General features: G+C 35.7%; 11 protein-coding genes. All 11 read left to right on the top strand.

Going from position 1 to position 21,117, the window contains the following annotated elements; all coding sequences use genetic code 11:
- Window positions 1-89 precede the first annotated feature (89 nt).
- The 11 genes from F1003_RS14670 (at window position 90) to F1003_RS14620 (ending at window position 21,107) form a co-directional block, all read left to right on the top strand.
- Window positions 90-2,894 carry a triple tyrosine motif-containing protein gene (locus F1003_RS14670; RefSeq protein ID WP_155090186.1) on the top strand — a complete coding sequence of 935 codons (2,805 nt, stop codon included), beginning with the start codon at window positions 90-92 and terminating at the stop codon, window positions 2,892-2,894.
- Between the two features lie 235 nt (window positions 2,895-3,129).
- The gene (locus tag F1003_RS14665; RefSeq protein ID WP_155090185.1) at window positions 3,130-6,147 is read left to right on the top strand and encodes a SusC/RagA family TonB-linked outer membrane protein; all 3,018 of its coding nucleotides are present in this window, start codon (window positions 3,130-3,132) and stop codon (window positions 6,145-6,147) included.
- Between the two features lie 7 nt (window positions 6,148-6,154).
- Window positions 6,155-7,618, top strand: a complete 1,464-nt coding sequence (locus F1003_RS14660; protein ID WP_155090184.1) for a RagB/SusD family nutrient uptake outer membrane protein — start codon at window positions 6,155-6,157, stop codon at window positions 7,616-7,618.
- Window positions 7,619-7,629: 11 nt separating this feature from the next.
- Window positions 7,630-9,681 (top strand): PKD domain protein, encoded by a 2,052-nt coding sequence (locus F1003_RS14655; protein ID WP_155090183.1) that lies wholly within the window; start codon window positions 7,630-7,632, stop codon window positions 9,679-9,681.
- Between the two features lie 30 nt (window positions 9,682-9,711).
- Window positions 9,712-10,626 (top strand): glucan endo-1,3-beta-D-glucosidase, encoded by a 915-nt coding sequence (locus tag F1003_RS14650; RefSeq protein ID WP_155090182.1) that lies wholly within the window; start codon window positions 9,712-9,714, stop codon window positions 10,624-10,626.
- A gap of 14 nt (window positions 10,627-10,640) precedes the next feature.
- Window positions 10,641-12,029, top strand: coding sequence for a glycoside hydrolase family 16 protein (locus F1003_RS14645; protein WP_155090181.1), 1,389 nt, complete (start codon window positions 10,641-10,643; stop codon window positions 12,027-12,029).
- Window positions 12,030-12,166: 137 nt separating this feature from the next.
- The gene (locus F1003_RS14640; RefSeq protein ID WP_155090225.1) at window positions 12,167-15,631 is read left to right on the top strand and encodes a 1,3-beta-D-glucan phosphorylase, GH149 family; all 3,465 of its coding nucleotides are present in this window, start codon (window positions 12,167-12,169) and stop codon (window positions 15,629-15,631) included.
- Between the two features lie 13 nt (window positions 15,632-15,644).
- On the top strand, window positions 15,645-16,934 hold the full coding sequence (locus tag F1003_RS14635) for a glycosyl hydrolase family 17 protein (RefSeq protein ID WP_155090180.1): 1,290 nt from the start codon (window positions 15,645-15,647) through the stop codon (window positions 16,932-16,934).
- A complete protein-coding gene (locus F1003_RS14630) occupies window positions 16,931-17,950 on the top strand; it encodes a glycoside hydrolase family 2 TIM barrel-domain containing protein (RefSeq protein ID WP_368732367.1) in 1,020 nt (339 codons plus the stop codon). The genes F1003_RS14635 and F1003_RS14630 overlap by 4 nt, the downstream gene beginning before the upstream one ends.
- Window positions 17,951-17,961: 11 nt before the next feature.
- Window positions 17,962-19,464 carry a glycoside hydrolase family 30 protein gene (locus tag F1003_RS14625; protein WP_155090179.1) on the top strand — a complete coding sequence of 501 codons (1,503 nt, stop codon included), beginning with the start codon at window positions 17,962-17,964 and terminating at the stop codon, window positions 19,462-19,464.
- 2 nt (window positions 19,465-19,466) lie between these two features.
- Window positions 19,467-21,107: an MFS transporter gene (locus tag F1003_RS14620; protein WP_155090178.1), complete on the top strand. Its 1,641-nt coding sequence runs from the start codon at window positions 19,467-19,469 to the stop codon at window positions 21,105-21,107.
- Window positions 21,108-21,117: the final 10 nt, after the last annotated feature.

Genomic DNA, 21,117 nt, shown 5'->3' with positions numbered 1-21,117 from the left:
CTATATTAGTACCTTAACAAGTTAGTTATTAATATATCTATTGTTCTTTTTTGAATTATGAAAAGGGCAACTCACTTAAAGAATTAGTAATGGGTGTAATAAATAAAATTCTTTGTTTTTTATTGTGCTTGTTTGGACTAACTGTCCATGGTCAAGAAATTCCACCAATACAGATTTTTACACCGCAAGATTATGCTGCAGAAGACCAGAATTGGTCTATATCCCAAACCAAAAACAGTTTTATTTACATTGCGAATAATGCAGGTTTGTTAGAATACAATGGTGCGTCCTGGGAATTGTATCGATCACCAAATGACGATATTTTGAGATCTGTTAAATCTGTAGGTGACCGAATTTACACGGGTGGTTACATGGACTTTGGGTACTGGAACAAAAACCAATACGGGACACTTGTTTATACTTCACTTACAAAACAAAATAACATTAGCGTTAAAGAAGACGAGGAATTTTGGGGTATAATAAATCTCGAAGACTACGTATTGTTTCAATCTTTTGAACGTATTTATATCTATAATATAACTGATAAAAGTTTCGAAATTGTTGATTCTAAAACAAGAATTAATAAAATATTTGAAGTCAATGGCGCTGTCTATTTTCAAAAAATTGAGGATGGCATATTCAAAATTGAGAACGGTAAATCTCAATTGGTTGTTTCATCACCAAAAATAAATAATGTTGAGTTGGTTAATATTTGCCAGTTAGAAAACGGGTTGATGCTGCAAACCAAAGATAATGGGTTTTATATCTATAACAATGGTGTAATAAGCCAATGGCAGATAACTACCGATGACATACTTTCTGGTTATAGCTTATATAGCAGTGTCAGGTTAAAAGATGGAAATTTTGTTCTCGGAACAATTTCTAACGGAATTTTGGTATTGGATAAAGATGGTGACTTATTGCAGAAAATTGATCAGAAAGATGGACTAAGTAATAATACAGTGCTTTCAATTGATGAGGATAATAATGGAAACATTTGGTTAGGGTTAGATAATGGTGTCAATGTTATAAATTTAGATTCTCCCTATAGAGTTTATAAAGATAAACAAGGCGCTTTAGGAACTGTATATACCTCAGAAAAAGTAGATGACCATTTATATCTCGGAACCAATCAAGGTCTGTTTTATAAAAAGCTAAATTCAGATGACAGATTCGAACTTATAGGAGGAACTCAGGGGCAAGTGTGGACTTTAGATTTTAAAAATGGAACTTTGTTTTGTGGCCATGATCAAGGGACTTTTATAATAGAGCAAAATAGAGCGACAAAGATTTCAAGTATAAGAGGAACTTGGATTTTAAAGTCCATTGAAAATAGAACGGACTTGCTGTTGCAAGGTACCTATAAGGGACTTAATGTTCTAGAGCTTGTTAATGGGCAATGGAGGTACAGAAATAAAATTGAAGGCTTTGATATATCTTCAAGATTCATAGAATTTTCAGGTTTAAACGAAGTATTGGTTAATCACGAATACAAAGGGGTTTACAAATTGACTATTGATAATGATTTTAGGAGGGTTTTAGACTACAAGAAACTCTCAATTGAACACGGAATAAAATCTAGCTTAACAGAGTATAACGATTCAATTCTATATTGTTATAGAGAGGGAGTGTTTAGTTTTAATAAAGATTCAGATACCTTCATAAAAGATTCAATTTTAAGCGATTTATTTACGGGCGACCAATATTTGTCAGGTAAATTGATATATGAAGAAGAGCACAATAGATTATGGGGCTTTACAAAGGATAAAATACTATATGTAGAGCCAGGTATACTGTCTAATGAACCAGAGGCCAATATCATCGAAATATCTGAGGATATGCGAAAAATTAAAACGGGTTTCGAAAACATATTACCTATAAGCGATGAAGAATATCTATTCGGTAATAAGGAAGGTTATATAACGGTAAATATTAACACCCAAAGACCTGAATCTTTTAACATTTATTTGAATGGCGCATCCTATACTTCTCTTCATAATGAATTTGATCCTATAGATTATAGTGAGCCAATTAACCTAGAAAACAAGTACAACAGTGTTCATTTTAGTTACAGCGCTCCATATTATAATAAACTTTCCATAACCAAATACCAATACAAATTGGTAGGTATATATGACGATTGGAGTGATTGGTCCACCGATTCTGAGGTGCTATTTGAAAATTTACCTCATGGAGACTATGAACTTAAAGTTAGGGCAAAAGCAGGCACGGTTTCTGCAGCTAATACCTTGTCTTACAGCTTTTCGATAGATAAACCTTGGTATTTAAAACCAATAGCTATAATAGCTTATGTTTTGGTGTTTTTGTTATTTGTGTTTTTAGTTCAATTTTTCAATAAGAGGTATTATAAAAGACAACAACAAAGGGTCATAGAAAAAAAAGAAAGAGAGTTAGAATTAGAGCAACTTGAGAATCAACGTCAATTAATGGAGTTTAAAAACCAAAATCTTCAGTTAGATATTGATAATAAAAATAGAGAACTCGGTACAGCTACTATGAATTTAGTAAAGCGTAATGAACTACTTAATAATATAAAGGAAAAACTATCTAAAAGTAAATCTTTGGATGAGGTTAGGGGTGTTATCAAAATGATAAACTCAAGTTTAAATAACACAAGTGATTGGAAGTTGTTTGAAGAAGCCTTTAACAATGTAGATAAAGACTTTATGAGAAAAGTTAAATCCTTGCACCCCTCAATCACGTCAAATGACCTGAGGTTATGTGCTTATTTAAGATTGAATTTGTCTTCAAAGGAAATAGCCCCTTTATTGAATATCTCCCATAAAAGTGTCGAAGTAAAACGCTATCGATTAAGAAAAAAGATGGGGTTAGACCACGAACAAAGCCTTACTAACTACATTTTAGAACTATAACACCTATACAGTTCTTATTAACACCTATACATTACCTATACAAATAGATCTGCAGCTTGTATTTTTACTTAGAACTCATTAATTTTTGAATAGTGAAAGTCATGAATTCATTGGCTTTTATTGCGATATTAATAAGAATAACTAACTTTTTTTGTATTGTATGTTTTTTGTATAGTCTTTTTTTGAGGATTCCTTAGTCTTATATTGTAAGTTGCATCATCTAAATATTTAATCGATGAAAATAAAACTTTTTACGCTCTTAGCTTTTGTGTTTTCAATTGCAATACATGGGCAAAATGTAAACGTTACGGGTACGGTTACAGAGGCTTCTACAGGACAACCACTTCCGGGAGTTAATGTTTTGTTGAAAGACACCTCTAGAGGAGTATCTACTGATTTTGATGGAAACTTTACTTTTAATGATGTGCCCCTAAATTCAGTTTTAGTAATTTCTTATCTTGGATTTGTATCCCAAGAAGTTACCATAACAAATAATCAACCGATTAATATTGCGCTTCAAGAGGATACCGAATCTTTGAACGAAGTTGTAGTAATAGGTTATGGTACACAAAAGAAAAAGGAAATTACAGGAGCTGTTTCTGTAGTTTCTAGTGAAACCATTGAAACTTTAAAGCCAACAAGAATAGAGCAAGCCTTACAAGGGCAAGTTGCAGGTGTTAATATTGTATCCAATTCTGGTTCGCCTGGTGCGTCTTCTACCATTAGTATTAGAGGGATTTCAACCAATGGTGATAACAGACCATTAATATTGGTAGACGGAACGGTAGTGGAGGATTTGAGTGTAATCAATCCTAATGATATAGAATCTGTAAATGTTTTAAAAGATGCAACGGCAGGTATCTATGGTGTAAGAGCAGCAAATGGTGTAATACTTATTACTACAAAATCTGGTAGAAAGGAGATGCCACTAACCATTGAATATAATGCCTACGGTGGAGTTCAGGAAACAACAAGAAAATTGCCAATGCTCAATGCAACAGAATATGCATTGTTATTGAACGAAGCTTTTGCTGCAAATGGCGAGAGTTTACCATTTCCAGATGTTTCTGGTTTAGGTCAAGGCACAGATTGGCAAGATCAGGTTTTTCAAAATGCACCAATTTTCAGTAACGCCTTAACTCTTAAGGGTGGTGGTAAAGAATCAACTTATGCTTTTGGTAGTTCCTTCCTAACTCAAGATGGTATAGTTGGTGGTAATAAAGCAAAGTTTACTAGATTAACAAAGCGATTGAGCTATGGACTAGATTTCTTAGAGAACTTTAAGTTAAACTCGGGTATTACTTGGACGCACACTGTAAGAAGAACACTTCCTGAAACAGGTATTGGTTCAGTATTGTTTAATGCACTTAATATGGCGCCAACAATTAGACCTAATGGAGCAGCTGAAAATCTTGGATTTGAAGTTGTAAACCCAAATAAACAAATCGATAACACCTATAATAGAGGATTAGTAGATAAGATTAACGGAAATATAAACCTATCATATAACTTCTTAGAAAACTTTACGGCCCAGGCTAGTTATCAATTCAACTATGCACAAACAACAGGAAGAACATTTTCACCAATTGTAGATTATGGTATTCAAGGTACTGTTGATAAGGTATTTGATATTGAGCGTAACCAGGTTGTAGAGAGTAGAAACTATTTTAGAGACTATACGTTTGATGCTTTTATTAAGTATGAAAACAGTTTCAACGATGCACATAACCTAAATTTGCTTTTGGGTACATCTGTATTTAAGACTACAGGGAACTTCACAGGTTCTGTAGGATTTGAAATTCCAGATAACTACGTTGGAAACGCTACAATAGAAAATTCAACGGGTGTTCAGAATATTGTTCCATTTGAGTCAACATTTGACTCTAGACTTTTGTCTTACTTTGCCAGATTACAATATGATTATAAAGGAAAGTACTTGTTGTCTGCCGTTGTAAGACGAGATGGATCAAGTAACTTCGGTCCTCAAAACAAGTTTGGTATTTTCCCATCAGGCTCAATAGGCTGGATTGCTTCAGAAGAAGCATTTCTCGAAGATAGTTCACTTATTAATTTTTTAAAGTTCAGAGCTTCCTATGGTATATTGGGTAATGATAGAATTGGTTCATTTAGATTCGTTTCTCTGTTAACAGGAGAAGGAGCATATGTGTTTGACGATGTATTGACTTTTGGCACAACACCAGGTGCTATAGCTAACCCACAAATTAAATGGGAAAAGCAAAAAACATTTGACGTAGGTTTAGATGTGCGTTTTTGGGATAACAGGTTCGACTTAACCGTAGATTATTTCAAAAGAAGAACAGAGGATTTATTAGTGTCTCCACCAGTATCCGGAATTTTAGGTGCGGCAGCACCAGGTTCTGGTTCACCTTTCATTAACGCTGGTATAGTTGAAAACAAAGGTTTTGAATTTGCTATTGGTTATACAGAAGAGTTGAGTGATAATTTTAAAATGAATCTTAAGTATAACCTAACAATGTTAGATAATAATGTCATCTCAGTAAGTAGTTCTGGTGATTTTATTCCAGGAGGTGCATTTGGTATAGGGCAAGATCCACCTGCAAGAATGGAAGCTGGTCAGCCTATAGGTTATTTTAGAGGTTTTAGAACCAATGGGATTTTCCAAAATCAGGCACAAATAGACAATTCGCCAGTTCTTAATAACAACACACAACCTGGTGATTTAATATTTGTGGATATAAACGGTGATGGTGTTATAAATGATGATGACAGAACTAATATTGGTGATCCTATTCCTGATGCTACAATGGGTCTTAATCTTACATTTGATTATAAAAACTTCGATTTTGGTGCTTATGCATTCGCCTCAGTAGGTAATGACATTGTAAGGAATTACGAAAGAAACCTACCACGTACTAATAGAACAGTACAGTATTTAAACCGTTGGACGGGAGAAGGTACAAGTAATACGTTCCCAAGAGTAACAACTGGCGCAACTAACAATACGTTATTCTCAGACTTCTATGTAGAGGATGGTTCTTTTGTTAGGTTACAGAATGTACAAATAGGGTATTCTATTTCGCCAGAAACGGCAGAAAAATGGGGAATACATAAATTGAGATTATATGTGTCCGCTAGTAATTTGGTCACATTAACTGAGTACAGTGGCTATGACCCAACGGCTTCTACAGGAGAGGCTATTGGCGGAGGTATAGATTACGGATTCTATCCTAATCCAAGAACATATTTAATAGGAATGAACTTAAAATTTTAAATAGACCATGAAAAATTTAAAAATCACATACATTTTTATTGCATTATTTATCATGGCTTCATGCAGTGATGATTTTGTAGATGTCGAATCAAATGCAGAAAACTCAGAAAACTTTTTCAATTCAGAAGAAGATTATCAAAATGCCTTAATAGCTGCATATGATTTATTGCAAACTACATACTTAAGTGTAATGTTGGGTGATATAGCGTCTGATAATACGCTAGCGGGTGGCGAAAACGCTAATGACGTCCCAGGCATTCAAGAAATTGATGATATGATTCATACACCAATTAATCAGCAATTAAGAGATATTTGGCAATGGATGTATGCGGGTGTTAATAGAGCTAATTACATAATGGAGTTTCAAGACAAAACTGACTTTGCTGGTAAGGAAGGCGTTTTGGCACAAACAAGATTTTTGAGAGCTTATTATTATTTTGAATTAGTAAAGTTTTTTGGAGATGTACCTTTTGCAGTAGATACAAGATTGCAATTTGGTGATCAATTTTCAATAAATAGAACACCTAAAGAAGAAATTTACCTGCAAATGGAGCAAGATTTAATGTTTGCGGCAGATAACCTTCCTTATGTGCAATCCCAAACAGGTAGAATAACTAAGGGTGCAGCTCAGGCTATGTTAGGTAAAGTATATCTATACCAAGATAAATTTACTGAAGCCGCAGCAGTTTTAGAAGATTTAATAGATAATGGACCTCATGATCTTATTACAGATTATAGCACCATGTTTGAAAACGATAATGAAAACAATATAGAATCCGTTTTCGAAGTACAATATACAGACGTAGAAGGTGCAGGTTTTGGGTGTTTTCAATGTAGTGAAGGTAATATAGCAGTAGGGTTTAATGGTATAAGAAATTATAACGGACCGCTTTTTGAATCAGGTTTTAGTTTTAATGTGCCTACTCAAGATGTGGTTGATGAGTTTGAAGAGGGAGATATGAGATTAGAGACTGCTATTTTGGATATCGACGCTTGGGCTGCAGAAACAGGTGCTACCTTCAGTACTGGTTTTGAGCACACAGGATACTTCAATAGAAAATACATCTCTAGACAAGGTGATTTAAATACAGGTGATGCTAACTTAACAAATCCAAATAACTACAGAGCAATAAGGTTTGCAGATGTGCTATTAATGGCTGCAGAGGCCTTAAATAGAGGTGGTATAAGCGATTCTAGAGCACAGATGTACTTAAACAGAGTTAGAGAACGTGCTTTTGGAAATTCAGATAATAATGTTAGTGCTACAGGTAGCGCACTTACTGATGCGATTTATCATGAAAGAAGAGTAGAGTTAGTTGGTGAAGGACATCGCTTCTTCGATTTAGTAAGAACAGGAAGAGCAGCTTCAGAAATTAATGGTTTCCAATCAGGTAAGCATGAGTTGTTCCCTATTCCTTTAATAGAAATTCAGTTAGCTGGGAACCAGTGGGAACAAAATCCAGGATATTAAAAAAAAGTGATATGAAAAATATAAGATTAATTTTAGTTAGTTTTCTTCTTATAGCCTTTGTAGGTTGTGAAGAAGATGAACGTGGAACTCAATTTGTAGATAATGCAGATGCTCCAAGCGATGTATCATTACAATTTAGAACTACCCAAGATAACTCTGGGTTAGTAACAATTACACCTACAGCTGTAGGTGCTACACAATTCGAAATTGCACTTGGCGATGGAACAGGAGATACTATAAGTTTAGAGCCAGGCGAAAGTATTGACAATGTTTATGCAGAAGGTACCTATACAGTTGGTGTAACTGCGACAAGTATTAATGGCTTAATAACACAGGCTGAGCAACAATTAGTAGTGTCTTTTCAAGCTCCTCAAAATCTTGTGGTGACTATTGAAAATGATGCCGCAATATCAAAACAAGTAAACGTAACTGCAACCGCAGATTTTGCTATGAGTTACGATGTTTATTTTGGTGAGCCAGGTAATGATACTCCATTAAGTGCTAATATAGGTGAAGGAGTCTCATATATATATCAAGAAGCAGGTACTTATACCATTACAGTAATTGCAATGGGATCTGCAATTGAGACTACGACGTACACAGAAGAGTTTGAAGTAACAGCAATTGAAGCACCAGTGGCTTCGGCGCCTACACCTCCAGCGAGAGCTGAGAGTGATGTTATTGCATTATATACTGAAGCTTATACAGACATAGAAGGAACAGATTTTTTTCCAAATTGGGGCCAAGGTGATTGCTGCGGAAGTAGTTGGGGAACTTATGATCTAGACGGTGATGAAATGCTACAATACACAAATATTAGTTATCAAGGTAACCAATTGGCAGCACCAGTTGATGTTTCCGATATGGAATTCATACACTTAGACGTTTGGACTGCAGATGTCTTAGAAAGTATTGAGGTTTCACTTATTAGTGTTTCAAATGGAGAAAGACCTGTAGTTGTTGATTTGAATCCTAATGCTTGGACAAGCATAGATATTCCAATTTCAGATTTTACGGATCAAGGAGGTTTTACAGTAGCTGATATACATCAATTAAAATATGTAGGAGACCCTTTTAGTGGTGGCGGAACTGCGTTTATTGACAATATATATTTCTATAAGGAAGCTACAGGTGTTGTAACGGCAATGATTGAAGATTTTGAAGGTGCAGAACCTGCTTTTACAGTATTTGGTGATATTGCGCCTACTGAAGTTGTTGCGAACCCAGACGCCTCTGGTGCTAATACTACGAGTACAGTTGCTAAGTTAACTAAGTCATCTGGTTCTCAGCCATGGGCAGGAACATTCTTTGAAACGGCTGCTCCTATTGATTTAGTGAGTTATGGAAAAATAAATGTAAAAACTTGGTCGCCAACTGCAGGTGCTGTTGTTAAACTAAAACTTGAAAATGCCGATGCTAGTATAACGCATGAAGTCGACCTCAATACAACTGTAACAAACCAATGGGAAAACTTGTTGTACGACTTTAGTGCTGCACCAATAGCAGATTACGTTAGAGTAGTTATATTCTTTGATTTTGGTAATGCTGGGGACGATTCAATGTATTTCTTTGATGAGATTGAATTAGTTAATGATTCTGGTGCAGGCTCATTAGGCTTTCAGGATTTTGAAGGTGACGCACCTGAATTCACAGTATTTGGTGATATAGAAGGAATCGAAATTTTGGCTAATCCAGATGTCTCAGGAGTTAATACAACAGCTACTGTTGCAAATTTAACGAAGACCTCTGGTTCTCAACCATGGGCAGGAGCATTCTTTGAAACGGCTACTCCATTGGATTTTAACACATATTCTAAAATCAGCGTAAAAACCTGGGCACCAGATGCAGGCGGAGTTGTGAAATTAAAATTAGAAAATGCAGACGCAAGTATTACTCACGAAATAGATATCAATGCTTCAGTTGCCAATACTTGGGAAGAATTAGTGTATGATTTCTCAGGTGCACCTGCAGCAGATTATGTTAGAGTTGTAATTTTCTTTGACTTTGGTAATCCTGGTGATGATTCAGAGTATTACTTTGATGAATTTGCATTAACTAACTAAACATAGTCTAAAACATTAAAATATATAATTATGAAAAACTTAAAATATATAATGTACAGTATGGTAACTATGTTTTTATTAGTTACTGGTTGTCAAGAGGACGATGTAGAGTTTGGTGATATTGTTGCTCCATCCAATATTCAAATCGAAGTTGATATTGTTGGAGCTGATGCTGCCAACCCAAATGGAGACGGTAGTGGTGTAGTCAATTTTAGAGCAACAGCTAACAATGCTATATCGTACCAATATACTTATAATGGCGCAACATCCTCTGCTCCTAACGGAATGCAGACTTATAATTTTGCGACTTTAGGATTAAACACCTATACCGTGACCGTTGTGGCTTATGGTACAGGAGGTGCATCATCGAGCCAAACGATTGATGTTGAGGTATTGTCCTTATATGAACCGCCTGCAGATTTAATTACAATGCTCACAAATGATAGCTCTAGAACATGGAGGATTAAAAGTGAAGCAAATAGTCATTTTGGTTTAGGCCCTGTTGGTGGTATATTCAATGAGTTTTTTGGAGCTCCACCATTTGACAAGGAAGGTGTAGGTATGTATGATGATCGTTATATCTTTAATGTAGATGGCACGTTTACTCATATCACTGATAATACTAATGATGAAGGTGGAGATGACCCTTCAGGAACTGTGTTCGGACGTGAAGTGCTTATCAATGAACTAAACGGACCTGGTGAAGGAGTTCAGAATGGTGCAGATATTGAAAACTATCCATATTCAGATTATATTGAACAATGGTTTATTACTGCTCCAGGTGGTGTCGAAACATTGAACTTAACAGGAATAGGATTTTTAGGCTATTATATTGGTGGAGATCATACGTATAAATTCGAAATGCGTTCTGCTAATGAAATGGTGTTAAGATCAACTGATGGAAATAGTCAATTTGATTGGGGATTCATCTTAATTGCAGAATAATAAGTAGTTAGAAGATGAGACTATTCAAGTTGAAAGCATATTCAATCTTATTTATAACGGTATCACTTTTGATATTGTGGAGTTGCTCCAGTGATAGTTCCGGTGATGGTTCTGGAGGCAACACGCTGTCTAATTTAGTGGTGACTATTGATATTGTTGGTGCGGATGCTACGAATCCTAATGGTGATGGTTCTGGTGTGGTAAATGTTTCTGCAACAGCTACTAATGCGGTCAATTACGGATTTAAATTCGGAAGTGGCGCAGAAGTACAAAATACCAGTGGTACCATTCAACATATTTTTACGGATGAAGGAACAAACACCTATATCGTAACGGTTAAAGCCTATTCAAGTAGTGGAGAATCTATTAGTGAGGTAGAAAGTTTCTCGGTTTACGTAGAAGAAGATACAACCGTTATTGTACCATCAAATCTTGTGGTAACTGCTACAATTGAAGGTGCAGACACTAATAACCCTTATGGTGATGGTTCTGGTGTTGTCAATTTTAATGCGCAGGCAACAGATGCTGTGTCTTACGGTTACATTATCGATGGAGGCAACGAAGTTCAGAGTGTCGATGGCACTTATCAATTCACTTTCAATAGTGTAGAAGGTATAGACAATTATGAAGTGACTGTAGTAGCCTACTCAAGTACAAATAACACTATAGACACGTCAGAAACACTTGCAGTATCTTATTATGTTGGAGATCCACCTGTTTGGGCTGATGAGTTTTTTCAAGATGGAGCTCCTAACAGCGAAAACTGGACCTATGACTTAGGTGCAGGAGGTTGGGGAAATAATGAAGAGCAGACCTATACCGACAATTCTACTAATGTAAAGGTTGAAGATGGACGTCTTAAAATTATTGCAAAAGCCAATGGCTCTAGCTACACCTCTTCGCGTTTAAAATCCATAGGACTTTTCGAATTTAAGTATGGTAGAGTTGATGTAAGGGCTAAACTACCTTCTTCGCAAGGGACATGGCCAGCAATTTGGATGATGGGAACCAATTTCCCATCCGTTGGTTGGCCAAGATGTGGTGAGATTGATATTATGGAACAAACGGGTTGGGACAAAAGTAAGGTCTTAGGAACCTGCCATTGGTTCAATACATCAGATTCTAGTCATGCAAGCTATGGTTTAGAAACTAATGTGACTAACGCTTCATCTGAATTTCATGTGTATTCTTTAGAATGGGACGCTAGTAGCATAAGAATTTTTGTAGATGATGTGCAATACTTTGTGATGAATAGTAGTAGTTCTGCTATCCCAAGTTCACCATTTCAAGATGATTTTTTCATGATACTTAATGTGGCAATGGGAGGTACACTAGGTGGAACAATCGATCCTAGCTTTACTGAAGATAGTATGGAGATTGATTATGTAAGACTTTATCAATAAAAAATATTGTTTTTTCATAAACCTTTTAATGAGTTGTGTTTACTAAAACAATCTAAAGGTCGAGCTGTTGTTCGGCCTTTTAACTAAATGAATTCAAATTGCAATTAGTTCAATCAAATTATTTTAAAGAAGAAAGAATGCATTCGCATAACGACAATATATATATAGGGAATCAACCGGCTTCATTTGATGATGCTGAAGTGCAAGGGCAACTTGTGAAATTGAATGGTGAAGATTATTACAAAATTTCTAATTGTGATAATATCCGACCATTTTTCATGAGCCTTGTAAGTGACTCTAGCCATTGGATGTTCATTTCTAGTAATGGCGGCTTAACTGCAGGAAGAAAAAATGCTGAATATGCTTTATTTCCATATTACACGGACGATAAAATAACCGAATCGGCTGAGGTTACTGGAAGCAAAACTATTTTCAGGGTTCATAAAGATGGCAAAACACATTTATGGGAGCCGTTCTCAGATCATTACGTTGGCATATACAATGTTAAAAGGAACCTTTATAAAAACAGTTATGGCAACATGGTTGTATTTGAAGAAACTAACAATGATCTTGGATTAACTTTCAAATACCAATGGAGCTCTAGCAATGCTTATGGGTTTGTTAAGACGTCAACATTGATAAATAATAGTTCCGAAGGAATTGAGATTACGGTATTGGATGGGTTGCAAAATATTATCCCTTATGGTGTTGGCGCAGATCTACAAAATCAATACAGCAATTTGGTTGATGCTTATAAGAAAAGCGAATTGCAAAGCGATTCAGGTATAGGAATCTATGCCCTAAGTGCTATCATTGTTGATAAGGCAGAACCTAGTGAAGCCTTAAAAGCTAACATAGTATGGTCGCTCGGTATTGATAACCCTAAAATATTACTGTCTTCTCGTCAACTTAATAATTTTAGAAAAGGAAAGGGAATCCATCAAGAAGAAGACGTACGAGCAGAAAAGGGAGCCTATTTTATATCCTCAGAAATTAAATTAGAGGCTAACGAGACAAGCTCTTGGGACTTCATTGCAAATGTCAACCAAACTGTCAGCGATATACAAGCTATCTCAGTTAAGATTAAAAATGAAAATCAACTTTTAGAGCAAGTTCAAAATGACATTGATCAAGGAACTGAAAAGTTAATTGCCATTGCTGGCGCCGCAGATGGACTTCAATTAGGAAGTGATCAGCTTAGGAATACGAGGCATTTTGCCAATACGCTTTTTAATGTAATGCGTGGCGGAATATTCGATGACAACTATACCATTGAAAAAGAAGATTTTGTAAAATACATTGCTAAAGCCAACAAAACTGTTGCAAATAACAAAGCTGATGTATTAAATGGACTGCCTGAAACATTTAGCGTTCACCAACTAAAAACCTTAGCTAAAGACGATAACGATTCAGACTTTAAACGACTGTGTTTTGAATATTTACCGTTAAAATTCAGCAGAAGACACGGAGATCCGAGCCGACCTTGGAATAAATTTTCCATTAACACACATAGCGAAATTGATGGTTCAAAAATTCTCGATTATCAAGGGAACTGGAGAGATATCTTCCAGAACTGGGAAGCTTTGGCACATTCGTATCCTGAGTTTATTCAAGGAATGATTCATAAATTCCTTAATGCTTCAACTTTTGAAGGTTATAACCCATACCGAGTGACCAAAGATGGTTTCGATTGGGAAGTTATAGAAGAGGATGACCCTTGGTCTTATATAGGGTATTGGGGCGACCATCAAATTATTTATTTGTTGAAGTTCTTAGAGTTTAGTGAGAAGCACTATCCTAAAAAATTGGCAAATAGCTTCGATAAAAACATTTTTGTTTTTGCCAATGTGCCTTATAAAATTAAGAGTTATGAAGACACTTTAAAAAATCCAAAAGACACTATAGATTTCGACTATGAACTCAATGAAACTATTGAAAAATCAAGAGAAAAGATTGGAGTAGATGGTGCGTTGTTGAAAGCTAATAACAATGAAATTTATAAGGTCAATCTCATTGAAAAACTTTTGGTCACAGTATTAGCGAAAGTATCTAATTTTATTCCTGAAGGCGGAATATGGCTAAATACGCAACGACCAGAATGGAATGATGCTAACAATGCACTAGTTGGTAACGGAGTGTCAATGGTTACGCTTTATTATCTGCAACGCTTCTTAAGCTTTTTTGAAAAGGTGGTTTCAAGTTCAGATATGGAAACTGTTGCTATTTCAAGTGAACTACATCAATTCTTCAGTACAGTTGTTGAAACCTTAAATGAAAATAAAAATATCCTAAACGGAGCGATTTCAGATAAAGACAGAAAAACGGTATTAGATGGTTTGGGCAAAGCGGGAAGTCATTACAGATTATCTATCTATCGTTCTGGATTTAAAAATGAAAAAGAACAAATCTCTAAATCTGACTTGCTGAATTTCTTCAACATTACAAAATCATATTTAGAGCATACTATAAAAGCCAATAAGCGTTCAGATAATTTATATCACGCCTATAATCTAATGACGGTAGAAAATGATACCGAAGTTTCGATATCATATCTGTCCGAAATGCTAGAAGGGCAAGTTGCTGTATTAAGCTCAGGATTCTTAAGTTCAAAAGAAGCTTTAGGTTTGTTGAATGGATTAAAAGCAAGTGCCTTATTCAGGCCAGATCAGTATAGTTATATACTTTATCCGAATAAAGAATTATCTCGTTTTGTAGATAAAAATAACATTCCAGAAAGCGCAGTCAAAAATTCAGAATTGCTACAACAACTTATCAGTGATGGTAACAAGCAAGTCATAGAAAAAGATGTGTTGGGCAATTACCATTTTAATGGAAATTTCAACAATGCGGATAGTTTGAAATCAGCAATTAAGGAACTACCAGAACAATACAGGGAACTTGCCAAAAAAGAAGAACAACAGATTCTCGAAACCTTTGAGTCGGTCTTTGACCATAAATCATTTACAGGACGTTCAGGTACCTTCTACGGCTACGAAGGATTGGGTTCTATTTATTGGCACATGGTATCTAAATTATTACTGGCTGTACAAGAAAATTGCATAAAAGCCATTGAGAATAATGAAGATGATAAAATCATTGGAGGTTTACTGGACCATTATTACGAAATCAATGAAGGTATTGGTGTACATAAATCACCAGAACTCTATGGAGCATTTCCTACAGACCCTTATTCCCATACACCAGCAGGTAAAGGTGCACAACAACCTGGTATGACAGGTCAAGTAAAGGAGGATGTGCTTTGCCGATTTGGGGAACTTGGTGTTTTTGTTGAAGACGGTATCATTTGTTTTAATCCAAGTCTGTTAAGAAAAGAAGAATTTCTGAATGCATCAGAGGTGTTTAATTATACAACTGTCGATGGAAAAGCAAAATCGATTCAATTAAATCAAGGAGAGTTGTGCTTTACGTATTGCCAAATGCCGATTGTATATAAGCAAGATGGCAGTACAGGAATAGAAGTTAAATGGACTAATGGTTCTGTAACAACGTTTCAAGAATTAAAACTAGATGCAGATACTAGTGATAATATCTTCAAACGTAAGGGAGATGTAAAACAGATTATTGTGTCATTGAATAAATAGAAAGTTGAAAACCATGAAGAACAGTATTAAAATAGGAGTCTTCTTTTTAGTAGTACTGTTGTTTTCATGTAATGTTGTCAAGAAAAACAATAGCAATTCAACAAATACAAAAGCAAAACAAAGTTTGAGCGCAGAAGATATTTTAGGAAATCCAGAGTATTTAGCAATTTCTTATGGTGGCTATAGGTCCCAAAGTAGAGATATACAACCTACTATCGAAGAAATTAAAGAGGATATGAAAATCCTCAATGCTATGGGAATCAAAATACTGAGAACGTACAATGTTCATTTGCCTCACGCTTCAAATGTGCTTAAAGCTATAAATGAACTTAAGCAGGAAGATTCAAATTTTGAAATGTATGTCATGCTCGGTATTTGGATTGATTGCAAAAATGCTTTCGATTGGTCAAATGGCGAACCAGACCATGATGAGGAGAGTGAAAGAAATCCTGTAGAAGTAAAAATGGCTGTTGAACTTACAAAAGAGTATCCAGAAATTGTAAAAATTCTTGCAGTTGGTAATGAAGCCATGGTAAAATGGGCAACAGCATACTATGTGCAACCTGGTGTCATTTTAAAATGGGTCAACCATTTACAGGATTTAAAAAAGCAAGGAGAATTACCTAAGGATCTTTGGATTACAAGCTCAGACAATTTTGCATCTTGGGGAGGCGGAAGTGAAGAATACCATGTCAAAGACCTAGAAAAATTGATAAAAGCGGTCGATTATATTTCCATGCACACCTACCCAATGCACGATACGCATTATAACCCAGTATTCTGGGGAGTTTTAGATTCTGAAACTGAATTGTCCAAAACAGAAAAAATAGATGCAGCGATGCTACGTGCAAAAAAGTATGCTGTTTCTCAATACGATAGTGTTGTAGCTTATATGAAAAGCCTAGGGGTAAATAAGCCAATCCATATTGGTGAGACAGGTTGGGCAAGTCATTCAGCTGAACTTTACGGAGATTCGGGCGCTATGGCAACTGATGAGTATAAGCAAGCTTTGTATTATAATCATATGAGAGATTGGACAAATGCAGCAGGTATGTCTTGCTTCTATTTTGAAGCTTTCGATGAGAACTGGAAAGATGCTAAAAACCCTAAAGGCTCAGAAAATCATTTTGGCTTATTCACCATAGACGGAAAAGCAAAATATGCACTTTGGGATTTGGTAGATAAGGGAGTTTTTAAAGGATTGGGAAGAAATGGAAAACCTATTACAAAAACATATAATGGAAACAAAAGCAGATTGATGAAAAATGTTTTGGTTCCTGAATTAAAAAAAACCGCACAGTGAAAAATTTTCTAACTTTTTTGGTCATAGCATTTGTACTACTGTCTTGCGAGAGTAAATCCCAAAATACTACGGTTACTGTAAAAGGCCGTCATATTTATGTTAATGACGTGCAATACATCATTAAAGGTATTTGTTACCATCCCGTACCGAAGGGCAGTGGCAACCAACGCGACTTTGGAAATCTTACACAAGATCTTGCTTTAATGAAAGAAGCAGGCATCAATACCATTAGAGTTTATGCGCCCATTGAAGAAAAAGAAGTACTAGATGAAATTGATAAAGCAGGCATTAAGGTAATCATCGGCTTCGGATATAATCAAGGTGGTAAAAACGACATCGTGTCTGGTACATTCATAGATTACATCAATACATATAAAAATCATAATGCCATTTTAATGTGGGAATTGGGTAATGAATATAATTATCACCCAGAATGGTTTGATGGACAAATTAAAAATTGGTACAAAGCCATGAATGATGCAGCTAATCTAATCCATCAAAATGATAAGTCTCACCCAGTAACGACAGCCCATGGCGATTTACCAGATACTTTGGCACTAACTATGAGCCCTAATATCGATGTTTGGGGAATGAATGTTTATCGCTCAGTAAGACCAGAAACGATTTTTAAAGAGTGGAAAGAAGTCAGTGATAAACCGATGTATTTATCCGAAACAGGGGCAGATAGTTATATGCAAGTTGCTAATGAAGGTTATGAGCAAGGTGTGAATGAAAAAGCACAGGCAGATGCTACCGAAATTATTTTAAAAGCAACTTTTGATGGTCAAGATATCTGTTCGGGTGTCACATTGTTTTCATTTACTGATGGTTGGTGGAAAGCTGGTAACAATGACGTGCAGGATACTGGAGGAACTGCACCTAATAGTACAGGAGTTCCTTTTGATGGAAGCCCTAACGAAGAGTATTGGGGAATTGTGGATATAGACAGAAATAAGAAAGAAGTGTTTTCAGTCGTGAAAAGTATTTACAGAAATGTAAATAAATCTGATAATTAAAATTACATCGTATGAAAATATTCAAGTGCAGTCTAGTGGTTATTTTAATGTTTGCTGTTATGAGTTGTAATTCTGAAAAAAATGATAACCTAAAAGTTGAGGTTTATGAAACTTCAGCAAGCGGTAATAAACTAACAAAAATAACAGAACATTCGGAAGTGGATTCTGCTGCTGTGATTAAAATACTGCCAGAACAAAAATTTCAGACTATTACAGGGTTTGGTGGTTCGTTCACAGAATCCTCTGCGTATTTGTTGAATAAGCTCAGCGAAAAAAATAGAGATACAATTCTTCAAGCTTATTTCTCTGAGGATGGTGCAAACTATTCATTAACTCGAACTCATATTGCTTCATGTGATTTTTCATTAAACAATTACACATATGCACCTGTTCCTGATGATATGGAATTGAAAAATTTCTCGATAGAAGAAGATCGAGAGGATTTAATCCCAATGATAAAGGATGCTATGGCAATTTCAAAAGATGGTTTTGGTATTATTGCTTCACCATGGACAGCACCACCATGGATGAAAGATAATAAGGCATATGTAGGTGGAAAATTACTACCAGAATATTACAATGTCTTCGCACTCTACTTTTCAAAATACTTAGATGCCTATAAAGCAGAAGGAATTGATATTTGGGGATTAACACCAGTTAATGAACCACACGGTAATGGCAACAATTGGGAAAGTATGCACTTTTCACCCGAAGAGGAAACTGATTTTGTTCAAAACCATTTAGGACCAAAATTAGAAGCTGACGGAAAAGGTGAAGTCAATATTTTGGGTTATGATCAAAATAGAGATGGCTTAAAAGAATGGGTGGATGTAATGTTTAAAGATGAAGCATCCTCAAAATATTTTGATGGTACAGCAATTCATTGGTACGAGAGTACTTATGATGTTTTCCCAAAAGCATTACAATATGCACACAATAAAGCACCGAATAAATATTTAATTGAAACTGAAGGTTGTATAGATTCTGAAGTACCGGCTTGGAAAGACGATTCTTGGTACTGGAAAAAAGAAGCAACAGATTGGGGTTATGATTGGCGAGAGGACGAAAAAAAATACTTGCATCCTAAGTATGCGCCAGTTAATCGATATGCTAGAGATATTATTGGTTGTTTGAACAATTGGGTAGATGGTTGGGTAGATTGGAATATGGTTTTAAACCGACAGGGAGGCCCAAATTGGTTTGAGAATTGGTGTGCGGCACCAGTTATTGTAGATGAGGAAGCGGATGAGGTTTACTTTACGCCACTTTACTATACGATGGCACATTTCAGTAAATATATAAGACCAGGAGCAGAAGTTATTGGCGTGGACAATTCAGCTGAGACACTTCAGGTTACTGCTGCTAAAAATCCTGATGGCTCAATAGCTGTAGTGGTGTTTAATGAAGGTAAAGAACCAAAAGATTTTATGTTGTCTCTTACTGAGGACAGTGTAAAAGTAAGTATAAGTGCGCAGGCAATTCAAACGATAATAATTCCATCTAAACTCAAATAGATATGTCAAACATCAAAACGGCGAAGCGAGATAGAGTTCCTATAGGTCAAAAAGCGGCCTTTGGTTCAGGACACTTGGTTCTTAATTTATTACCTGGAGCTTTAGCGGTTTTCATGTTTTTTTTAGTAACAGCTTTTGGAATGGATCCCTTTTTGGCTGGATTGTTAGGTGGATTACCTAGAATATTTGATGCGCTCACAGACCCGATAATGGGTTTTATTTCTGATAATACTAAATCTAAATGGGGAAGGCGAAGGCCTTATATTTTCATTGGAGCTATTCTAAGTGGTATCCTCTTTGCATTATTATTTCAAATGAGCGAGAACAACTCAGTGATGTTCAATTTTTGGTATTTTCTCCTTATGTCATTACTGTTTCTAGTCGGTAATACAATGTATGCTACACCGTTAGTGGGATTAGGATACGAAATGACTTCAGATTATAATGAGCGTACACGCTTAATGGCATTTGCTAATACTGTCGGACAAATAGCTTGGATGCTAGTGCCTTGGTTTTGGGTGGTTATTGCTGATCCTACCGTATTTTCATTAAGTGATGAAGCTCTTAGGGCTATAGGAGAAATGGGTCTTACAGGAGATGATTTACAAAAAATAACGGACGAAAAATTACAGGCTAATGGTGTTCGTAAATTGTCTTTAACAGTTGGTTTAGCATGCGCAGTACTTGGTATTCTGCCAGCATTATTCTGTAAAGGAATTGATGCCGGTAAAATGGAAAATAGAAAAAAAATTAGTATGAGTACACTAGGCTCTAGCTTTAAAGATTTGTTTCAAGGTATTAAGGAAGTGTCAAAAAACAAACCTTTTATGAAGCTGTGTGGAGCGACATTCTTGGTGTTCAACGGGTTTCAAATGGTAGCTTCCTTCAGTTTCTTCATAATTGTTTTTTATATATATAATGGTAACTATGGTGATGCTGGTACATGGCCTGCTTGGTTTGCTTCCCTCACTGCGGTAGTTACTGCTTTTATGGTAATCCCAATTATTTCTCGCATAGCAAACAAGTTTGGTAAGAGAAAAGCTTTTATAATATCTACTGTTATTTCTATTGTTGGGTACATTCTTAAATGGTGGGGCTTTGATAATGAATTGAATAGGCAATTTAATGAGACAAGTCTAGGCCAAGGACTGAACAATAGTGTAGTCTCAATATTTAATGCTATAAATCCTTTTTTAGACAGTATAGGTATGTCTTGGTTTAGTATGGATACGAGCCAAGGAGGTCCTTGGTTAATGTTTTTACCAATACCTTTTATGGCTTTTGGTTTAGGTGGATTATTTACATTAATGATGAGTATGACAGCAGATGTATGTGATTTGGATGAATTAGAAAATGGAATGCCAAGAAAAGAAGGGACTTTTGGTGCAATATATTGGTGGATGGTAAAGTTAGGTCAGGCCATTGCTCTAGTACTTGGTGGGGCAATTCTAACATTAGTTGGATTCGACGAAGGAGCCGTATCTCAAACGGCCGAAACAATGACAAAGTTACGATTGGCAGATATCATTATACCAGCTTCAACAGCAGCAATAGCGATATGGGTAATGTTGAAGTACAGCCTAAATGAGACTAGAGCAAGAGAAATAAAAGAAAAATTAATAGAACGAAGAGGCGAGTTATAATTTTAATAAA

The sequence above is a fragment of the Winogradskyella ouciana genome, assembly GCF_009709615.1.
GTDB classification, from domain to species: Bacteria; Bacteroidota; Bacteroidia; order Flavobacteriales; family Flavobacteriaceae; genus Winogradskyella; species Winogradskyella ouciana.
Note: the sequence above shows the minus strand (reverse complement) of the source record. Positions and strands in the feature narration are given on the sequence as shown.